The following is a 19091-nucleotide window of genomic DNA, read 5'->3' as shown; positions in this document are numbered from 1 at the left end:
GCGGGCAAGGCAAAGGGGAAGTCGAACTGCTCCGTGAAAAATTGCTAGCTTTGTATTTCAGCTTAAAAAGAAGAAGAAAATGACATTAGATATTGCCCGTATTCGAAAAGATTTTCCGGTATTGGAACAGCAGGTTTACAACAAACCTTTGATCTACCTGGATAGTGCTGCTTCGTCGCAAAAGCCGTTGGCTGTGTTGAAAAAGGAAGAGCAATTACATCTGCAGTATTACGGGAATATTCATCGCGGGGCGCACTATATGGCCGACAAGGCAACGCTCGATTTCGAAGCGGTGCGCGATCAGGTGAAGGCCTTCATTCATGCGGGCTATCGCGAGGAGATCATCTTCACCAAGGGAACTACGGAAAGTATCAACCTGGTGGCTTTTTCCTTTGGCGAGGCTTTTATTCACGAAGGTGATGAGATTATTGTTTCCGAGATGGAACACCACGCTAATATTGTTCCCTGGCAAATGATGGCCGCCCGCAAGGGAGCCCAAGTACGTGTTCTTCCCTTCGACGATGCCGGGCGGCTGATGATTGAAAAGCTTGATGAGCTGATCAACGAAAAAACCCGGTTGCTGGCTGTTTGTCAGGTCGCCAATACCCTTGGGACGGTCAACCCGGTTCAGAAGATCATTGAAAAAGCCCATGCCCGGGGGGTGAAAGTTTTGGTTGATGGTGCCCAGGCGGTGAATCACCTGCCGGTAGATGTAGTGGCGCTGGATGCTGATTTTTACGCATTTTCGGCTCATAAAATGTTTGGTCCCAACGGTGTTGGTGTGCTCTATGGCAAAAAGGAATTGCTGGATCAAATGCCGCCTTACCAGGGAGGAGGCGAAATGATCTCGGAAGTGAGCTTCGAAGCGACGACCTACAACGAGCTGCCCTATAAGTTTGAAGCCGGTACCCCCAACATTACCGGCGTGATCGCCTTTGGCGAAGCTATCGCCTATTTAGAGAATCTGGGCATTGCTGCCATTGCCGAACACGAACATCGGTTGCTGAACTATGCCACCGAGAAACTGATGGAAATTCCGGGAATGACGATTTACGGAACACAACCCGATAAGTCGGGGGTGATCACTTTCAATGTAGAAGGTATTCACTCGTTCGATCTGAGTACCATGCTCGATAAAATGGGTATTGCTGTGCGCTCGGGGCGCCTGTGTGCCGATACGGTGATGCAACACTACCAGGTTTCGGGAACCATCCGGATTTCCTTTGGCGTTTACAACACCCAGGATGAAATTGATCAGTTTATTGCAGCGCTGAAAAAGCTGGTGACGATGCTGAGCTAACAGACTGTTTTTTTGTGAAACCGGTGGTGATCAGGCTATCCAGCGCTTTGGCGCGCAGGTGCACACCATCGTAAAATTGCTCGCCGTTCAATCCCAGGGCCGCGGGGTCGCTGGCGCCAATCAATGCAACTTGCTTCTCGCGGGCAATCGCCCGGACATAACGTTCAGCATCGATTATGCCGGATGTTTTGGCAGTCCCGGCAAGCAACTGGTAGGTGGTTGGATGGTATGGCGGAATATAGAGGAACACCTGACAGCCTTTCTCCCGAAGATAATCGATAAGCCTTTCGAAGCGTTCTGTAGCCTCAGCCGAGAGCTGCCGGAATTGCTCATCTGGACTGGTGTAAAAGTAAGCGCGTGCTTTTTTCTTTGTTTCCTCTTGCGACCGGGAAACGAATGCCGGTGGAATGTAGCGGCTGCCGTCGGGGAGGATCATCATTTTGGGGGAGCTTACCGAATCTTCAATGGTAAATTGCTCGGCCTTCTCCCGCAGACGCAGCGATCGGATCAGGTAGCTGACCGAAAATAATTCCTTCAACCATTCTTTTTTCAACAACCATGCTGATGGTAGTGTGACCTTTTGCCCGTTCATGGTCTTTTTCATCAGCTCGAGGGTGGCTTCCCGGTTATTGAGCCAGCGGACCTCCTGAAAGGCATCGCCGAATAACCAGAGGTCGGTTCCTAGAAGGATGGTGTCGGGCAGTTGTCCTTTGCGGTCGAAAAGCTCGATGAAGGCATACATGTCCGGTAGACTGCAATTTGTGACCGACGCGTTGAAAAAGGCAGAGCCGGGAAAGCAGTCCTTGCTGATGGATAATGTTCGGCTCGAGCCGATGACCAGGACGTTGGGGTTGTTGCGCATAGCGGAAATCCATTCCTTTTTCAGCAGGCGCGAGTTGATGTTCACCGGGCCCGCAATGGCTTTCTGATTGATCAACGCCTGGCTTAGCGGCCCGATGTAATCTTTACGCAGCGTATAGTCCGGATCAACAGCATAGTTGATTGTGCCGATAATCGCCAGGGGGAGGAGGATGATTTGTAGGATACGGTAGAGGATTTTCACAGCTTAAAATTGAAAGTAAATAAAGATACGCTCTGACTGGAAGCAGAACAAGATGGCGCTTATAAGCAGGTAATAGCTTAGATGCCGAACAAGGGAGGGAGTGCTGCTCAGGTCGAGGCCATGCTTTTTGTGGCGTTGCAGCCATTCTGTTCCGATTAAAATTGCCGGGAATACGGTGGCACTGAGAAGTTGCCTCGACGATATGAAATCGGTGACCAACAGCCCTTTGCTAAAAGTCATCATTCGGGCAATGTAGCGGGCGGCTTGTGCAATTGTTTCGGCCCGAAAAAAAATGAAGGTGAAGCATACCAGGCCAAAGGTGATGGCGATTGCTGGGAGCTGCCTGATTTGGGGCGCTTCGTTCCGGGTGTTTCTGGCAAAAGGGTAGGTCAGCAGGTAGATTATTCCATGTAGCGTTCCCCAAGCCAGAAAAGTCCAGTTGGCACCATGCCAAAGTCCACTTAACAGAAATGTTGCCATTACATTGATGCGGTGCCGTAAGCGCGATCGGCGGTTGCCTCCCAGTGGAATATACAGGTAATCGCGAAACCAGGACGACAGGCTGATGTGCCATCGGGTCCAGAACTCGCGCATATTCCTGGAAAAATAGGGAACATTGAAATTCTGCATCAGGTCGAAGCCCAGCAGGGCCGCAGTGCCGATTGCAATGTTTGAATAGCCGGCAAAGTCTCCGTAAATCTGAAGGCTGAACAGTACTGCTCCGGCAGCCAGCGAGCTTGCACTCATGGTCGCCGAGTTTGAGAAAATATGATCCACAACAGGCGCCACAGAATCGGCCACGGCAATTTTGGCGAACAATCCCCACAGCAGTTGCCTGAAGCCGTTGCTGGCAAGCTGATAGTTGAATACAGTGCTCGCACGAAATTGCGGGAGCAAGTGCCGGGCTCGCTCGATGGGGCCGGCTACAAGCTGCGGGAAAAAGGAGACGAAAGCCAGAAATGCCGGCAGATCGTGGGTTGCCTTGATCTGTTTGCGGTAAACATCAATCGTGTAGCTCATCGTCTGGAAGGTGTAAAAACTAATCCCAATGGGGAGCATGATCGAGAGCGTTGAGCGGTGAATATGCATCCCGAGGGAGTTCAATAGCAGGAGCAATTCAGAAATGAAAAAGCCGTGGTATTTAAAGAAAAACAGGATGCCAAGATTAATCAGGATGCTTAGATATAAGAATGCTCGTTTGGACGGGTGTTCTCTGTTTTTTTCAATTTGGATTCCGCAGTAATAGTCAACTAGCGAGCTTAGGATAATTAAGGACAGAAAGCGATAATCCCACCAGGCATAGAAAAGGTAGCTGCATGCAATCAGAAACAGATTGCGGGCACGGGGCGACAGCCGGTTGAAAACAAACCAGTATAGCAGCAGGACGATTGGGAAAAAGAGCACAAATTCAATCGAATTAAAGAGCATAGTTTCCGGGATGGTTTAGCGGGTGTAAACGGCAAAGTTGTCAAAACAAATGTATTGATCTTTGTCGGAAGTCCAACTTAAATTGTCGCCTCCCATAAACACGCTAAACAGAATTTGGTCAATTTGCAGTTCCGGGGCTTTCCGGAACAGTATATTGTTCGCCGAAAATACCAGTTGCTCATCAACCCAGGCCTCCAGCAAGCCATCGGCCTGTTGCGGCTCATTCATGCGGATGTGTTGTGTAATGCGATGCCATTTCCCGCTTTGCAACTGAAGGGTATCGCCCGATTGAGTTGTGAGGTAGAGGCGTTCGCCCCAGCGACCTGATTGTTTCGGATAGTAGAGGTAGTAGCTTAGTTTTCCGTTTTCCCAAAACATCATGCGCGCACTCCAGCCGTCGTAACCCGAGGGAACATGACCTCCCGTGTTTGCTGTTCCTCCGGCCAGGCCGGGGAGCTTGCCGCCCTTTACAAAGTTGAAGTGATCGTTGAAACGGACACTGTAGGATAAAAAGTATTCGTCAGCAGGGGCGACGGGCAGCGACCATTGAGCTCCGGTAATCGGTCCGAAGTGGTGAGCCGGGATCTTGACTTCCAGAAAATGCTTGTTGTTTTCTTCCTGAATTGATAGCGGATGTTGATCAATTCCCAGTCGATAAAAGATGAAATCTTTTTTGCCGCAAAGCAGTCTTGATCCGGGCCATAGCTCGCGGAGCTTGCGGTCAGTCAGCTTTCCCGGAGCAACTTGCTCAAAATCAAGCTTGCCGGTATCGCGCGGCACGGTTTGTTTGTTACAGGCCGACGACAGTAGCAGGAGAATTATAAAATAGAAGGGATGGCTCTTCATGTTTGCTTTTTTGTGGGGCCTCGATTTACGCGCTTCCTGCCTGCGAGTTGGCCGGTCTTTATCATTGGGCGGGGATTTGCGCCGGGGATTAGTGGTGTTGTGTGTTTTCTCAATGTGTGTTCTGTCGAATAAAAAAACGTTACAATAGGAGATGTGCGTTGTTATCTGGGACCCAGAAAGCGATCTCCATTGAAGTGAATCATGTGTTCCGGGAAGTCCATAATCCAGACTTCGGTATCCCATGCTATTTCGTTTGTATGCTTTTTGAATTCCATAAAGTCAGGAAAGGCGGAAACATAGATCTTTCCGGCACTGCAGTCTTTTAATAGCTCTTCTAGTTCTACGATTCGTTTAGGTGTCATTGGTCCATGAGAGGTGACTGCTTCGATCAGATACAACCAGTTTTTTTCTTCATGGTAGATCACTACATCGGGTAATTTACTATGTGTTGTAAGTGAAACACCTATTCGCTCAAGTGTTTCATGATCGGTATGCAGGTCTTTTTTTTCGGTATCACCGAGGTATAGGAGATGTGAGCCTTGCGCGAAACGAGAAGCAAATTCATTTACGATAGCAGCTTGAACCTCGTTGTGTCTTCCCGGAGATAGCATTAGAATCCTTCCATCGGATAAACTTAGTGGAATTCGTGATAGTTCCCGCTCTTTGCAATATTGCTTTTTTAGGGTTTCAACTTCAGCGAAGAACACCGTTAGTGCTTTATTCCAGTCTCGACTCTTGTAAGCCTTAATTGTTTTTAAGGCTATTTCGGAAATGGCATAATGAGCAAGCGGACTATTTACCGGTAAATTCGGTAAATCCGGATTGTACACTGCAAGGCCTGCTTGTACAAATTGATGCAGTACTTGCCTTCTAAAAGTTTCTCGGGTATTTGGCGCGTATTCTTTTTTATAGTTATCTGAAATAAAGCGCATGATGCCTTTTGATATCCCATGGCTTTCCCGATAAGCGTGTGACCATTTATCTTTTTCAGTAATGTTGCACAAGGCGAGTAATGTGTAGGCTGCAATTTCGTTTTGTTGTGCTTCAGGCAACCCCAATGCTTTTAAAATCGCCTGTGCTTCTATGATTTTCGACATGAGTGGTTGAGTTAAGTATTTCGTGAATAATCTTGTCGATCGTTTGTTTATTCGGTATTTTCAGCTTTTTGACTTTACTCCCGATCCGGATTATGTCTTCCAAGAGTGGCATTTTTATTTGTTTAAGTTCGGTGGCCCCTACTTGTGTGTTCCCGTTAAAAGTTCTGAAATAGGTGTCAAACAAGGTGCTGTTATATAGTGCGGATATGCCCCAGATCTCATTTTCGGATAGTTCTCCGCCAGGACGATGGATATAATTAATGTGATTTTCGAGGCCAATCATTTCGGAATCAAAAGATGATGCAAAGTAGGGACAACACACGAGTCTGCTTTTGTCATCTTTCGAGCTAAAACGTCGAATCAGGATATAGTTTTTATTACGGAGCAATACTTTTTGGCTTTCTTCTGAAATTGCAATCAATCCCTCTTTTCCTCCTTTTTTGAGCGGATAAACAAGTTCCATTTCTTTAATGTTATGCAGCCAGATCAATGGTGCATAACTTGTATTTATCTCACCATCTTCTTTTAAAAACTGCTTACATCGAAATGCGACAACCGGGCCAGTTGATATGTTAATGTTGTAATCCGTTAACGCGTTTTTCCAGCTTTTAAAAAGCTTGATTGCTTTCTCTTCATTTTCGTTCGATGGAATAAAAAGCACCTTATCTTCCGATTTTAAGTCTATTAGTGCTTCGGTGTCGAAGAATCGTTCAGTGGGGCTGGTTAACCCCTGCTCGCATTCGGAAGTGGTTATTTTTATTTGCGTATTAATTTGTTTTGTTGCTTTGATGATGATGTTCTCCTGGAGTACATTGTCATTCTTAAACATCTTGTTTCGGGACTCAAAAATGTGAATGGCCGCCAGGCTAACATCCTTGAAAAAAACTTGACGAAATGCTTTGAAGTAGTTGCCTGCCGCAAAGCTTCTGGGAGTGATAAAGATTAACTCTCCGTCGGGTTTCAGTAGTTTAGCAGATACCCCCATGAATAACGAATAGATATTGGGCTGCCCATGAACCAGATCCTTAGCCACAACTGCTCTTTTGTCCGATTTGGAGATTTTAAAATAGGGAGGGTTCGAGATAATGTAATCATAGCATTCTATTTCGCTTGTTACAAATAATGAGCCGGTGCGGAATACCGATGAATTTTCAAGGATGAAATCCGATTGACAGATCCTCGTTGTTAGATCAACACCTCTTTCGCTTAACCACTTGCTTAGGAATCTAGTTACTTTTTGTAGCTCAGGGATCAGGGCTTCATCTGTTTCAAATAAAGTTAACTTAACTGCTTTTAAAAGAGGTGATTTGTTGACCAAACTTTCAATTAATGCAGATGATAAAATGGCAGTGCCACAACCCGGATCAAGAATTGATACCTTGTCGGATTTGGAACTGCCCCAACTTCCCATGTAGTCAGCGATTTGTTTTGAAGTGAAGAATTGCCCGGCTTCTTTTTTGTGTGCATTTGTCGTTTTTTGAGCATACTCGAATGCTATTTTTTCGGCGAACCCGGAGGGAGAAGGATATTTTTTTACCAAATCTGTCATGCTACAAATGTAACTAATCTTTATGAGTCACGACAAAACCCCTCACGTGAAGTCAACTGGGCTATTCGTAAACTTCCGCTGGTTGTTGATTCGTTTAAAGCGCGTATTTATAGGCTTTTCGTAGCTTCCCGGCAGCGCTGCATTAAGCTGTTTGTTCAACTTGCCACCGAGCGGATGATCGAGCTCAGCTGGTCGGCCTGGATCACGCCGCTGCCGGTCCATTTCACCTGTCCGTTGTGGAAAAGCTTCAGCGTGGGGACGCTTCTAATTTGAAATTGCTGCGCCAGTGCCGGGTTTTTGTCGACATCAATTTTAATGATTCGGACATGCTCGCCCAGCTGGCCTTTCAGTTGTTGCAGAATGGGAGCCATGGTTTTGCAGGGGCCGCACCAGCTTGCAAAAAAGTCGACCAAAACGGGGGTGCTCCCGCTGATTAGTTGCTTAAATTGTTCCATTGTTGTCTTTTTTATCCTGGGGTTTCTTTTTCAAATCGCTCACCAGGTAGCCGAGTACACCGCCATAGAGTGTGCTGGTGTGCCAGTTTGCCTGGATGGGGCAGCTGCCCGATGTACAACCCACAAAGTACCAGTACAGGTATCCGGCCAGCAGGCCGATGCTAAGTCCGGCGATCTGCCATTTGTGTTTTCGTAAAAATTGTTTCAGTCTCATAACTTTTGTGTTGCGACAAAGTATGTGCCAGCGACCGGTTTGCCAACGGCCACACGAACAGCTGTCAATTTGGCAAATTTTCACGAATACTCCGCAGGTAAAATGGCTTAAGTTGCAATGACAGTTGATGTACGCCATGAGCCAATCCGGTAGATTATCCAATGGCTCTGATGCTGTTCCACCTCTAATCAAAACCAGTTATTGCGCTTTAGTGCCTCTGGTGTGGTAGACTTTCGGCTAAAAAAGAAACCGGGCTTTTAGCGGCCCGGTTTTGTATTTGCTAATAGTTTGTAGCTTCAATTTCGAAGTAGGCCTGTTCGTGTTCGCAGGCCGGGCATTTTTTGGGTGGGCGGGCCGATTCGTGCAGGAACCCGCAAACGCGGCATTTCCAGGTTACTTTTCCTTCGCGTTCAAACACTTTTCCTTCTTCCAGATTTTTGCACAGGGTGCGGTAGCGCTCTTCGTGGTGTTTTTCAATTTTTGCAATTGTTTTAAAGACAGTCGCAATTTGTTTGAAGCCTTCTTCCTCGGCAATGCGGGCAAACTCGGGGTATAGCTCTGTCCATTCTTCATTTTCGCCGTCGGCGGCTGCTTGCAGGTTTTCCAGCGTGGTGCCAATCATGCCGGCCGGATAGCTGGCTGTTATTTCAACCATGCCACCTTCCAAAAAGCGGAAAAAGCGCTTGGCATGGGCTTGTTCGTTGATGGCTGTTTCCTCGAAAAGAGCCGCAATTTGTTCCAGTCCTTCTTTGCGGGCTTGTTTGGCAAAAAATTCATAGCGGTTTTTTGCTTGCGATTCACCGGCAAAAGCTTTCAGCAGATTCTGCTCGGTTTTTGTTCCTTTTAAACTCATCTGTAATTATTTAAAGGTTAATTCTTGGTTTTCTACACTATCAAAATTAAGAAAAATAAGTCCTTACTGCGACGTCTGCCTGTAATTTAGAATTATTCAATGAAAGAAGGCTTTTCTTGTCTTTTCTTTAATTCTTCGGACCGAAAAGAACTGATCGCTTGGGCGGGCTGAAATTTTTGCGACATTTACCATCGCATTATGTAGTAAAATTTTGAATTATGACCATTGAGCAAATCCAGCAGGAAATAAACGATGAGTTTTCGATCTATGAAGACTGGATGGACAAATATAGTTACCTGATTGAGTTGGGCAACGACTTGCCCGAACTGGACGCGAAAGATAAAAACGACCAGTATGTGATTAAAGGCTGCCAAAGCCGGGTATGGCTGTTGCCGGAGATGAAGGATGGTAAGCTTTATTTCCGCGGCGAAAGTGATGCAGTGATTGTAAAAGGCCTGGTAGCCCTGTTGTTGCGTGTTGTGTCGGGACGTACGCCGGACGAAATTTTGGGCAGCGATCTGCATTTTGTCGACGACATCGGCTTGAAACAACACTTGTCGCCAACACGCTCCAATGGACTGGTGGCCATGATCAAACAAATCAAGTTATACGCTGTTGCTTATAAGAAGATTTCAGAATAGGAGAAAGGCAATATGGATAAGAGAATAGATCTGATTATCGAGAAACTGAAAGATGTTTACGATCCGGAGATTCCGGTTAATATATACGACCTGGGGCTGGTATACAATGTGGATGTGGACGAAAACAACAAAGCCAACATTGTGATGACCCTGACTGCTCCCGGTTGTCCGGTGGCCGATATGCTGGTTGAAGATGCCCGGCAGGCCGCCTTAGCTGTTGAGGGGGTTGAAGATGCTCATGTGGAGCTGACCTTCGAGCCGCCCTGGGATAAGTCGATGATGAGTGAAGAAGCCCGCCTCGAGTTAGGTTTCTTTTAACGAAAGACAGCAATGGAAAGCTTTCAGATATAAACCCGGATAACCCGGGTTTTTTTATACCTTGTTGACTGATGGATAAGCGAGAACAACGAGAAAAAATAAAAAGGAAGGCCCTTGAATTGGGATTTTTGGCCTGCGGTATTTCAGCGGCAACTTATCTGACTGGCGAAAAGGATCGGTTGGAACGTTGGTTGGCCGAAGGCATGAACGGCGAGATGGAATATATGGCGCGCAACCGGGAAAAGCGCCTCGATCCGCGGTTGTTACATGAAGGTACCAAATCGGTGATTTCGGTTCTGCTGAATTACTCCCCAAAAGAGAAGCAGCTTGATCCGCAGGCGCCCGTTCTCTCGAAATATGCTTACGGTACCGATTATCATTTTGTGTTGAAGGATAAGTTGAAAGAACTTCTGGCCTTCATTCATGAGGCCGTCGCTCCTTGCAATGCACGCGCTTTTGTCGACTCGGCCCCCGTGTTGGATAAGGCGTGGGCCGTGCGCGCCGGCCTGGGCTGGATCGGAAAAAATACCAACCTGATTTCGGTGGAGCATGGCAGCTTTTTCTTTATTGGCGAGTTGCTGATCGATCTGGAGCTTGAGCCGGATGAGCGAATGGTCAGCAATCATTGCGGAAACTGCACGCGTTGCATCGATGCTTGTCCGACAAAGGCCATTGTTGCGCCTTATGTGGTTGATGCCCGGCGATGTATTTCGTATCAAACCATCGAGCAGCGCGGCGAGATTGATGAGTCTCTCAAAGGCCAATTCAACGATCGGGTTTTTGGTTGCGATATATGCCAGGATGTGTGCCCCTGGAATCTGAAAGCCGAGCCGCACGACGAAGCTGCTTTCGATCCACCTCCACGGCTGATGGAGCTGACCCGCCAGGAATGGCAAACGATGGATGAGGCACTCTTCTCCCGGCTTTTTCGGAAGTCGGCCGTAAAACGAACCAAATACAGCGGGCTGATGCGCAACCTGAAGTTCCTCGAATCGGAGGATTGATTTGTTTGTTGTAGGATGCTTTTCTGTGAAAGTCTACTCCGCAGAGGTGCTAAGGCACCATGCCAATAACTGTTTTTGACTAGAGGTGGAACGACAACCCGACAACTTGTGAAAACAACGACAACAGTATAGTTGAAAGAATCCTAAACTTTCATTCCTGGTGGTGATTCCCCGGAGTCATCTGTGTTTTCTGTCGTTATGCCAGAAGCTTCTGTCTCGCTGTCTTAGATTGATAATGTGGCCTTAAGTTTATAATATGCTGGTGTGTTCCATTCCGCAAATTGTGGCAAATACATGAAGATTCGAATGTGAAGTTTGTCTGAAGATGTCCTAAAATATGGATTAAATCCCGGATCGTCGCACCGTTGGCTAGCTGTAATTGTCTATCTTTAGAAAAAACGCAGACAACTATGGAAACCTTAAAACTAATCGAGAACGACCCCTGGCTGAAGGTACACAGCCAGGTTATCCTTTCGCGTTACCAGGAAGCAATACAAAAAGAAAACGAATTGACGCAGGGACAAAGCTTGCGCGAATTTGCCAACGGCTATAATTATTACGGCCTGCATCGCACGGATGATCAGTGGATTTTTCGCGACTGGGCGCCCAACGCAACGGCGATTTACCTGATTGGTGAATGCAATCATTGGGCAAAGGAGGAGGCTTACCGGTTTCAGTCGGTGGGCAATGGCAATTGGGAGTTGGTACTCGGACATGACCAGTTAAAGCACGGCGATCTTTATGCCTTTCATATTGAATGGGATGGTGGACAGGGAACCCGCATCCCCGCTTGGGTGAATCGTGCCGTTCAGGACGACACCACCAAGTTGTTTAGCGCACAGGTCTGGGGGCCGGAGCAGACTTATCAATGGAAAAATCCGGATTTTAGTCGTGGCGACGATGCCCCGCTGGTTTATGAAAGTCACGTCGGTATGGCTGGCGAAGAAGAAAGGGTACACAGCTATAATGAGTTTCGCGAGCAGGTGTTGCCCCGCATAAAGGCGGCAGGTTACAATACTGTTCAGCTGATGGCTGTTCCCGAGCATCCGTATTACGGCAGCTTTGGTTATCATGTGTCCAGCTTTTTTGCACCTTCCTCGCGTTTTGGCACGCCCGATGAGTTGAAAGCCCTGATTGATGAAGCTCATGGTATGGGCCTGGCCGTGATTATGGATCTGGTGCACTCGCATGCGGTGAAAAATGAAAACGAAGGGCTGGGCCGCTATGATGGTACCCGTTATCAGTTTTTCCACGATGGCGGAAAAGGCGAGCATCCTGCCTGGGATTCCTATTGTTTTAACTACGGAAAAAACGAAGTGCTGCACTTTCTGCTCTCCAATATACGCTGGTGGCTCGAGGAGTTTAAATTTGACGGTTTCCGTTTCGACGGGGTGACCAGTATGTTGTATTTCGATCATGGACTGGGAAAAGCATTTACCGGTTACGACGATTATTACAACGCCAATGTGGATGTTGAGGCAACCACCTATTTCTACCTGGCCAATAAATTGATCCACGAAATCAATCCGAAAGCTTTGTCGATTGCCGAAGAGATGAGCGGAATGCCAGGCTTGGCTAGTCCATTGGCCGATGGCGGGCTTGGCTTCGATTACCGTATGGCGATGGGCGTGCCGGATTTCTGGATTAAACTAATTAAAGAGGTGGCCGATGAAAACTGGGATGTCGGGCAAATTTTCTACGAACTAACCTCCAAGCGGATGGACGAGAAAGTGGTGAGCTATGCCGAGTCGCACGACCAGGCGCTAGTGGGCGACAAAACCATCATCTTCCGCCTGATTGATAAAGAAATGTATTTCAGTATGCGCAAGGATCAGCCCAATATGACTGTTGACCGCGGTATTGCCTTGCATAAAATGATTCGTTTAATAACAGCGGCAACGGCCGGTGGCTCGTATCTCAATTTTATGGGTAACGAGTTTGGCCACCCCGAGTGGATTGACTTTCCGCGCGAGGGCAATAACTGGTCCTTTAAGCATGCCCGCCGTTTATGGAGCATCGCTGAAGACAAAGAACTGCGCTTTCACTGGCTGGCCGATTTCGATCGCGAAATGATTCACTGGATTCAGGATCATCATGTTTTGAACATTCCGGAAGTGTACCACCGCTTTGACAATAAGGGAGACCAAATTCTGGCTTTCCAGCGGGGCGATTATTTGCTGGTGTTTAATTTCAATCCGGTACAGTCGTTTACCGGTTATGGCATTCCGCTTGAAGCTTCGAAATGGAAGATCCTGTTCGATACCGATGAAGATCGCTTTGGCGGACAAGGACGGATCGACCACAGTATGACTTATTATACCAAGCCTTCGGGTGGGTTGACAAGTCAGCATTATCTGAATTTGTATCTCCCGGCCAGAACAGCCATGGTGTTGAAAAAGCAAGCATTTAAACGAGTACGATAAATGACGACTGAAGGGATGAACAGATATTTTACCGACGTTGAGTTGGAGAATTATGCGTGGAAGATTGGTTATAAGGACAAGATTCTGTTTATGGGCTCGTGTTTTACCGAAAATATTGGTGAAATCATGGCCGGGCTTAAATTTCAAACGCTGATCAATCCTTTTGGCATTCTTTATAATCCCCTGTCGATTGCGGCAAGCCTCCGCCGTTTGATGGATCCCAAGCCCTATTGTAAAGCCGATTTGTTTGAACACAATGGGGTGTGGGGAAGCTTCGATTTTCACAGCCGTTACTCCGCATCGTCAGCCGACGAAGCACTGGCGGCAATGAATGAGCAACTGCAACTGGGACACGATTTTCTGAAAGAGGCCGACTATCTGATTTTAACATGGGGCACGTCCTGGGTGTACGAACGCAAAGAGGCAGCCGGCCCGGTGGCGAATTGCCATAAGTTTCCGGCATCCGATTTTCATCGTTATCGCTTGTCGCAGGAGCAAATTGTAGGCGAATTTACCGAATTGTTAACATGTTTACAGAAATTTAACCCAAAGTTGAAGTTTCTGTCAACGGTCAGCCCGATTCGTCACCTGAAGGATACTGCGCATGGAAATCAGCTGAGTAAATCGACCTTGTTGCTGGCGCTCGATCAGTTGGCAGCAGCCTTCGGGAAGCAGCATTTCAACTATTTTCCATCCTACGAAATTGTGATGGACGAATTGCGGGATTATCGCTTCTATGCCCCGGATTTAGTGCATTTGTCGCCGGTTGCCGTGGAGCATATCTGGGGCAAATTCAGCGATGTGCTGCTTAGTCAGGAGGCGCACCGGCTGATGGTGCAGATCGGAAAACTGAGGAAAGCAGTTGCCCATCGTCCTTTTCGCAAGGATATTCCCGGATATGTTAAGTTCTTAACACAGCATATCGATAAAATAAACCAGTTAATAATAAATTTCCCTTCGCTTAACTTAGACAGGGAAAAAGAATATTTTCAACAGGAACTGAACGGATGTGAGCAACAATGAACAATAATGAACCGGTTCATTCAAAAATATTTCGCTATTTTTGTATAGTATCACCCCCTGATTAATTCCTGATAATAGTTACGATTGTAAAACTTTTAGGCCTAAAGTCTGAAACTTATGAGTTATCTTAAATTTGATAAAACTAAATTGGTCAATCTGGAGTATTCTCTCAACCGGGAAGTTATTCGCTCCAATCGGTCAGGTTCGTATATGAGTACCACGATTGCCGGTTGTAACACCCGCAAGTATCATGGTATCCTTATTTCGCCTATTGAAGGGCTGGCGGGCGACAAGCATCTGCTGCTCGCCTCGCTCGACGAAACAGTAATCCAGCATGGTGCCGAATTTAACCTGGGCATTCACAAGTACGAAGGCGACCATTACGAACCCAAAGGCCACAAATATATCCGTGATTTCGATGCTGAATATGTGCCGAAGACTACCTGGCGTGTGGGCGGTGTTGTGCTGACCAAGGAGCGGCTGTTGGTTGAGAACGAAGAGCAGGCCTTGATTCGGTATACCCTGGTTGAAGCCAATTCTCCGACAACATTGCGTCTGAAGCCTTTTCTGGCCTTCCGCAGTATTCATGAGCTGAGTAAAGCCAATATGTACGCCGATACAAAATATATCCCGGTGGATAAAGGCATTAAAATGAAGCTTTACGAAGGCTACCCGTTTTTAAATATGCAACTGTCCAAACAGGCCGATTTTGTGCCTGTGCCCCACTGGTATAACCGGATCGAGTATCAGAAGGAGCGGGAGCGTGGATTCGACTGTCAGGAAGATCTGTATGTGCCCGGATACTTCGAATTTGCCATTAAAAAGGGCGAGAGCATCATCTTTTCAGCATCAACAAACGCGGTTAAGCCCGGATCGCTGAAGGCTAAGTTTACCAAAGAATCGTCCAAACGTGTCCCTCGGACTTCTTTTTTGAATTGCTTGAAAAATTCGGCGCAGCAGTTTATTGTTCGTGATAAGAATGAAGTTGATATTATCGCTGGTTTTCCTTGGTATACTGGTGTTACCCGTCAGACCTTCGTGGCGCTGCCGGGCTTAACGCTCTCTTTTGACGATCCTGAAACCTTTGAGCAGGTGATTGATACGCAGCTGAAAGGATTGAAAAACGGACTTTTCCCGAAGTTTACCGGCAGACCGGAGGACGGATCGGCAAGTCTGGATGTGTCTCTCTGGTTCTTTTGGGCCGTTCAGCAACTCTGTCGCTACAAAAAGTGCGGCAGCTCTATCTGGCTGAAATATGGCCAGCAGATGACCGACATCCTGAATGCCTATAAAAACGGTACCGACTACGGTATCCGGATGTATCCCAACGGATTGGTTGGATCTGACCGGACGGATTTACCATTAAGCTGGATGGATTCGGTGGTTGACGGAGAACCTGTGGTGAAACGCCTGTCGATGCCTGTTGAGGTGAATGCGCTGTGGTATAACGCCGTATGTTTTGCTTTGGAGCTGGCCGAAGTAGCCCACGATAGCACCTTCATAGAGCAATGGGCGCCAATGCCGGCGCTTATTGCCAAGTCGTTCACTGAAGCTTTCTGGAGTGATGAAGAGGCTTATCTGGCCGACTCGGTTAACAGTACTGATAAGGACTGGACGGTGCGACCGAATATGGTTATTGCAGCGGCTATGGAGTACAGCCCGCTTGACCGGGAAAAGCAAAAGTGTGTGCTTAGTGTGGCCAAGCAACAGTTGCTCACCCCTCGGGGCTTGCGCTCGTTGAGCCCGGAGAGTCCCGACTATGAGGGAATTGTAACCGGAAGTGTGGTGCAGCGAAACCGGGTCATATATCAGGGAGCAGCCTGGCCCTGGTTGGTTCAGTTTTTCGCGGAAGCCTATCTGAATGTGCACAAACGCGGAGGCATCCACGTGCTTAAACGGATGTTGGAAGATTTTGAGGGTGATATGACCGAACATTGTATTGGTTCCATCTCGGAGATGTACAACGGCAACCCGCCGCATTTGGCCAAAGGGGCTGTGTCGCAGGCCTGGAGCGTTGCCTCGGTCACTCGTTCAATTGGTCTTCTTGTTGATTTTAATGCATAGCAGATTGTTTAACTCACTATTACTTGATGACTTATGAAAATTTTGATGTTTGGTTGGGAATTTCCTCCGCATATCTCCGGGGGCTTGGGAACAGCTTGTTACGGGCTAACAAAGGGCTTAGCCGAATTGAAGGATGTTGAGGTGACCTTTGTTGTTCCCAAAGCGTATGGCGATGAAGATCAATCAAGCATGGAGTTGATCGGGGCGAATAATGTCCCGTTAACCCGCAAGGAAGTGCATTTTGAAGACCTTCAAACCAAAATTGACTATTACGAGGTCGAATCCGGCATGGTGCCTTATGTCGATCCCGAGGAATTTTGGAAACTTAGCAGTAAAAAATATACCGAGAAAACCCGTTTTGTGGAAACCACCGAGGAGGGAAAGCTCGAGTTTTCCGGAAAGTATGGCGCCGATCTGCTGCACGAAATATACAAGTATTCACTGGTGGCCGAGGTGATTGCCCGCGACAGTGAGTTCGATTTAATTCATGCCCACGACTGGTTGGCTTATCCGGCCGGAATAGCCGCCAAAGAGATGAGTGGTAAACCCTTGGTGATCCACGTTCATGCAACCGATTTCGACCGTAGTGGAGGAAGTGTGAACCCCAGCGTGTACGAAATTGAAAAACGGGGGATGGATGCCGCCGATCAGATTATCACCGTAAGTAATCTTACGCGGCGTATTGTGATCGAAAAATACGGGATCGATCCGGAGAAGGTGACTACCGTGTACAACGCGGTGGAGCCGGTAAGCGAACAGGAAAAGGTGAAGCTCAAGAAAGGCGTAGATGAAAAAATTGTCACCTTCCTGGGGCGGATAACCATGCAGAAAGGACCTGAATATTTTGTTGAAGCAGCCAATCTGGTGCTCAAAAAGATGAATAATGTTCGTTTTGTGATGGCTGGTAGTGGCGATATGATGGATGCGATGGTTCGCCGGGCTGCCGCGCTGAAGATTTCCGACCGCTTTCATTTTACCGGCTTCTTAAAGGGCGACGATGTGTTCGATATGTTCCGGATGAGCGACGTGTTTGTGATGCCCTCGGTTTCGGAACCCTTCGGAATTGTACCCCTCGAAGCCATGCAGTCCAACGTGCCGGTGATCATCTCAAACCAGTCGGGGGTGTCCGAGATCCTGAACTACGCCATCAAAATTGATTATTGGGATACCCACGCCATGGCGGATGCCATTTACGGATTGCTGAACTATCCCGCACTGTGGAATACCTTCAAAAAGTACGGAAAAGAGGAGGTCGACAGCCTGCAATGGCGTAAGTCGGCCAAGGACGTCCGCGAAGTCTATATTAAAGCTTTGGATTAACTACGTTTTAAAATGAAATAAAATATGAGAGCCATTTGTCTAAACTTTCAGATTCATCAACCTTTTCGCTTTCGCCGATATCGGTTTTTCGATATTGGGAATGATCATTACTATTACGATGACTATTCCAATGAAACCATCCTGCGAAAAATGGCTGATCATGCCTATTTGCCGGCAAATAAAATTTTATTGGCATTAATCAATAAATATAAAAATAAGTTTAAAGTTAGTTTTACCATCTCCGGCCCGGCGCTGGAGCAGTTCGAGCTGTATGCTCCCGAGTTGCTGGATTCCTTCGTCGAGTTGGCCGAAACCGGGCAGGTTGAATTTCTAGCTGAGCCTTATGCCCACTCGCTGGTTTGTTTGAAAGACGCAGAGCAGTTCAAGGCACAGGTCAAAAAACATCAGGACCTGATGGAACAGTATTTTGGCCAGCGCCCGACGGTTTTGTGTAATTCCGAAAAAATTTACTCCGACGAGATTGGAGACCTGGCTGCTCAGATGGGCTTTAAAGCCATGCTGACCGAAGGAGCCAAGCATGTTTTGGGGTGGAAGTCGCCGAATTATCTGTATTGCAGTGCGGCCAATCCGCGTCTGAAGCTGCTGATGCGTAACTTTCAGCTGAGCGACGACCTGTCCTTCCGCTTTTCAAACCAAGCCTGGAGCGAATACCCGCTGACACCTGAGAAGTTCGCGAGCTGGATGGATGATGAACCCAAGGACGAGGTGATTAACCTGTTTCTCGATTACGATGCGTTGGGCGGTTTTCAACCCGAATCGTCGGGAATCTTCAAATTTTTGGAAGAGCTGCCCAAGGCTGTTTTTAAGAAGACTAATTTCTGCTTTGCAACGCCTGGCGAAGTTGCCGATAAGCTTCAGCCGGTTGCTGCGGTTGAGGTGTCGCATCCTATTGCCTGGTCGAACGAAGAACGCGACCTGTCGGTGTGGCTTGGCAACGAATTGCAGCAGGAAGCTTTTGATAAGCTGTACCAGCTTCAGCCCCGGATGCAAACTGTTACCGATGCCGAACTGGTGAAAGACTGGGAATACCTGCAAGCCTGCAATCATTTTTATTATATGAATACCCGTTTCTTTACCGACGGAAACGCTCAGCGAACCTATAATCCTTTCGAAAGCCCTTATGAAGCTTTTATTAATTATATGAATGTTTTGAGCGATTTTGAACTTCGTTTAAATAGTTTTGTTCCTGAGAGTAAGATAGAAAAAGAAATTGCGGCTTTAAATAAATTGTTAGAAGAAAAGGACGAAAAGCTCCGAAAATATGAACTTGAGTTGAAGAATTTAACAACCGGCAAACCCAAAAAGAACAGGACCAGCAAGCCGGGAACCAATAAGCCAAAAAAGACCGCGACTAAATCTGTCAAGAAGGATTAATGTTAAACCTTATTTGAAGTGACGCCGGCTTTTGCCGGAAGGTGCTGCCCCTGCTTTGGCTAATGCTGTATGAACAAGCCAAAGTAGGGAGGGGCCGC

Annotated in this window: 17 protein-coding genes; 9 read left to right on the top strand and 8 right to left on the bottom strand. The window is 47.3% G+C overall.

The features are described 5' to 3' along the window. Nucleotides 1-79 precede the first annotated feature (79 nt). A complete protein-coding gene (locus tag C8N47_RS14955) occupies nucleotides 80-1300 on the top strand; it encodes an aminotransferase class V-fold PLP-dependent enzyme (RefSeq protein ID WP_107823380.1) in 1221 nt (406 codons plus the stop codon). On the opposite strand, the gene C8N47_RS14950 is transcribed toward C8N47_RS14955, so the two are convergent. From C8N47_RS14950 to rbr, 8 genes are all read right to left on the bottom strand, one after another. Next, a complete protein-coding gene (locus C8N47_RS14950; RefSeq protein ID WP_107823379.1) occupies nucleotides 1260-2363 on the bottom strand; it encodes an SGNH/GDSL hydrolase family protein in 1104 nt (367 codons plus the stop codon). The two genes, C8N47_RS14955 and C8N47_RS14950, sit on opposite strands and share 41 nt — an antisense overlap. A 3-nt stretch (nucleotides 2364-2366) precedes the next feature. Next, entirely contained in the window at nucleotides 2367-3791 is a 1425-nt protein-coding gene (locus C8N47_RS14945; protein WP_107823378.1) for an MBOAT family O-acyltransferase, read from the bottom strand. 15 nt (nucleotides 3792-3806) lie between these two features. Further along, nucleotides 3807-4637: a polysaccharide lyase gene (locus tag C8N47_RS14940; protein ID WP_107823377.1), complete on the bottom strand. Its 831-nt coding sequence runs from the start codon at nucleotides 4635-4637 to the stop codon at nucleotides 3807-3809. 161 nt (nucleotides 4638-4798) lie between these two features. Further along, nucleotides 4799-5734 (bottom strand): BsuBI/PstI family type II restriction endonuclease, encoded by a 936-nt coding sequence (locus tag C8N47_RS14935; protein ID WP_107823376.1) that lies wholly within the window; start codon nucleotides 5732-5734, stop codon nucleotides 4799-4801. After that, nucleotides 5682-7283, bottom strand: coding sequence for an Eco57I restriction-modification methylase domain-containing protein (locus C8N47_RS14930; protein WP_107823375.1), 1602 nt, complete (start codon nucleotides 7281-7283; stop codon nucleotides 5682-5684). The genes C8N47_RS14935 and C8N47_RS14930 overlap by 53 nt, the downstream gene beginning before the upstream one ends. Nucleotides 7284-7438: 155 nt before the next feature. Further along, nucleotides 7439-7738 (bottom strand): thioredoxin, encoded by a 300-nt coding sequence (gene trxA / locus C8N47_RS14925; protein WP_107823374.1) that lies wholly within the window; start codon nucleotides 7736-7738, stop codon nucleotides 7439-7441. Then, a complete protein-coding gene (locus C8N47_RS14920) occupies nucleotides 7725-7952 on the bottom strand; it encodes a DUF6132 family protein (protein WP_211316164.1) in 228 nt (75 codons plus the stop codon). The genes trxA and C8N47_RS14920 overlap by 14 nt, the downstream gene beginning before the upstream one ends. 280 nt (nucleotides 7953-8232) lie before the next feature. Beyond that, on the bottom strand, nucleotides 8233-8805 hold the full coding sequence (rbr, locus tag C8N47_RS14915; RefSeq protein ID WP_107823373.1) for a rubrerythrin: 573 nt from the start codon (nucleotides 8803-8805) through the stop codon (nucleotides 8233-8235). A gap of 218 nt (nucleotides 8806-9023) precedes the next feature. Here rbr and C8N47_RS18865 point away from each other — a divergent pair, with 218 nt between their 5' ends. From C8N47_RS18865 to C8N47_RS14875, 8 genes are all read left to right on the top strand, one after another. After that, complete coding sequence (locus C8N47_RS18865; protein WP_107823372.1) at nucleotides 9024-9446, top strand: SufE family protein; 423 nt, start codon at nucleotides 9024-9026, stop codon at nucleotides 9444-9446. A 12-nt stretch (nucleotides 9447-9458) separates the two neighbouring features. Then, entirely contained in the window at nucleotides 9459-9764 is a 306-nt protein-coding gene (locus C8N47_RS18860; RefSeq protein ID WP_107823371.1) for a metal-sulfur cluster assembly factor, read from the top strand. Between the two features lie 71 nt (nucleotides 9765-9835). Then, nucleotides 9836-10768, top strand: a complete 933-nt coding sequence (gene queG / locus C8N47_RS14900; protein WP_107823370.1) for a tRNA epoxyqueuosine(34) reductase QueG — start codon at nucleotides 9836-9838, stop codon at nucleotides 10766-10768. 410 nt (nucleotides 10769-11178) lie between these two features. Next, nucleotides 11179-13191, top strand: a complete 2013-nt coding sequence (locus tag C8N47_RS14895) for an alpha amylase C-terminal domain-containing protein (protein ID WP_107823369.1) — start codon at nucleotides 11179-11181, stop codon at nucleotides 13189-13191. A 15-nt stretch (nucleotides 13192-13206) separates the two neighbouring features. After that, nucleotides 13207-14214: a GSCFA domain-containing protein gene (locus tag C8N47_RS14890; RefSeq protein WP_170111413.1), complete on the top strand. Its 1008-nt coding sequence runs from the start codon at nucleotides 13207-13209 to the stop codon at nucleotides 14212-14214. Nucleotides 14215-14331: 117 nt separating this feature from the next. Beyond that, the gene (locus tag C8N47_RS14885; RefSeq protein ID WP_107823367.1) at nucleotides 14332-16278 is read left to right on the top strand and encodes an amylo-alpha-1,6-glucosidase; all 1947 of its coding nucleotides are present in this window, start codon (nucleotides 14332-14334) and stop codon (nucleotides 16276-16278) included. Between the two features lie 33 nt (nucleotides 16279-16311). Then, complete coding sequence (locus C8N47_RS14880; RefSeq protein ID WP_107823366.1) at nucleotides 16312-17598, top strand: glycosyltransferase family 4 protein; 1287 nt, start codon at nucleotides 16312-16314, stop codon at nucleotides 17596-17598. 24 nt (nucleotides 17599-17622) lie between these two features. Next, a complete protein-coding gene (locus C8N47_RS14875) occupies nucleotides 17623-18993 on the top strand; it encodes a glycoside hydrolase family 57 protein (protein ID WP_107823365.1) in 1371 nt (456 codons plus the stop codon). Nucleotides 18994-19091: the final 98 nt, after the last annotated feature.

Origin of the sequence: Mangrovibacterium marinum, from assembly GCF_003046625.1 — a bacterium.
Classification (GTDB): domain Bacteria; phylum Bacteroidota; class Bacteroidia; order Bacteroidales; family Prolixibacteraceae; genus Mangrovibacterium; species Mangrovibacterium marinum.
Note: the sequence above shows the minus strand (reverse complement) of the source record. Positions and strands in the feature narration are given on the sequence as shown.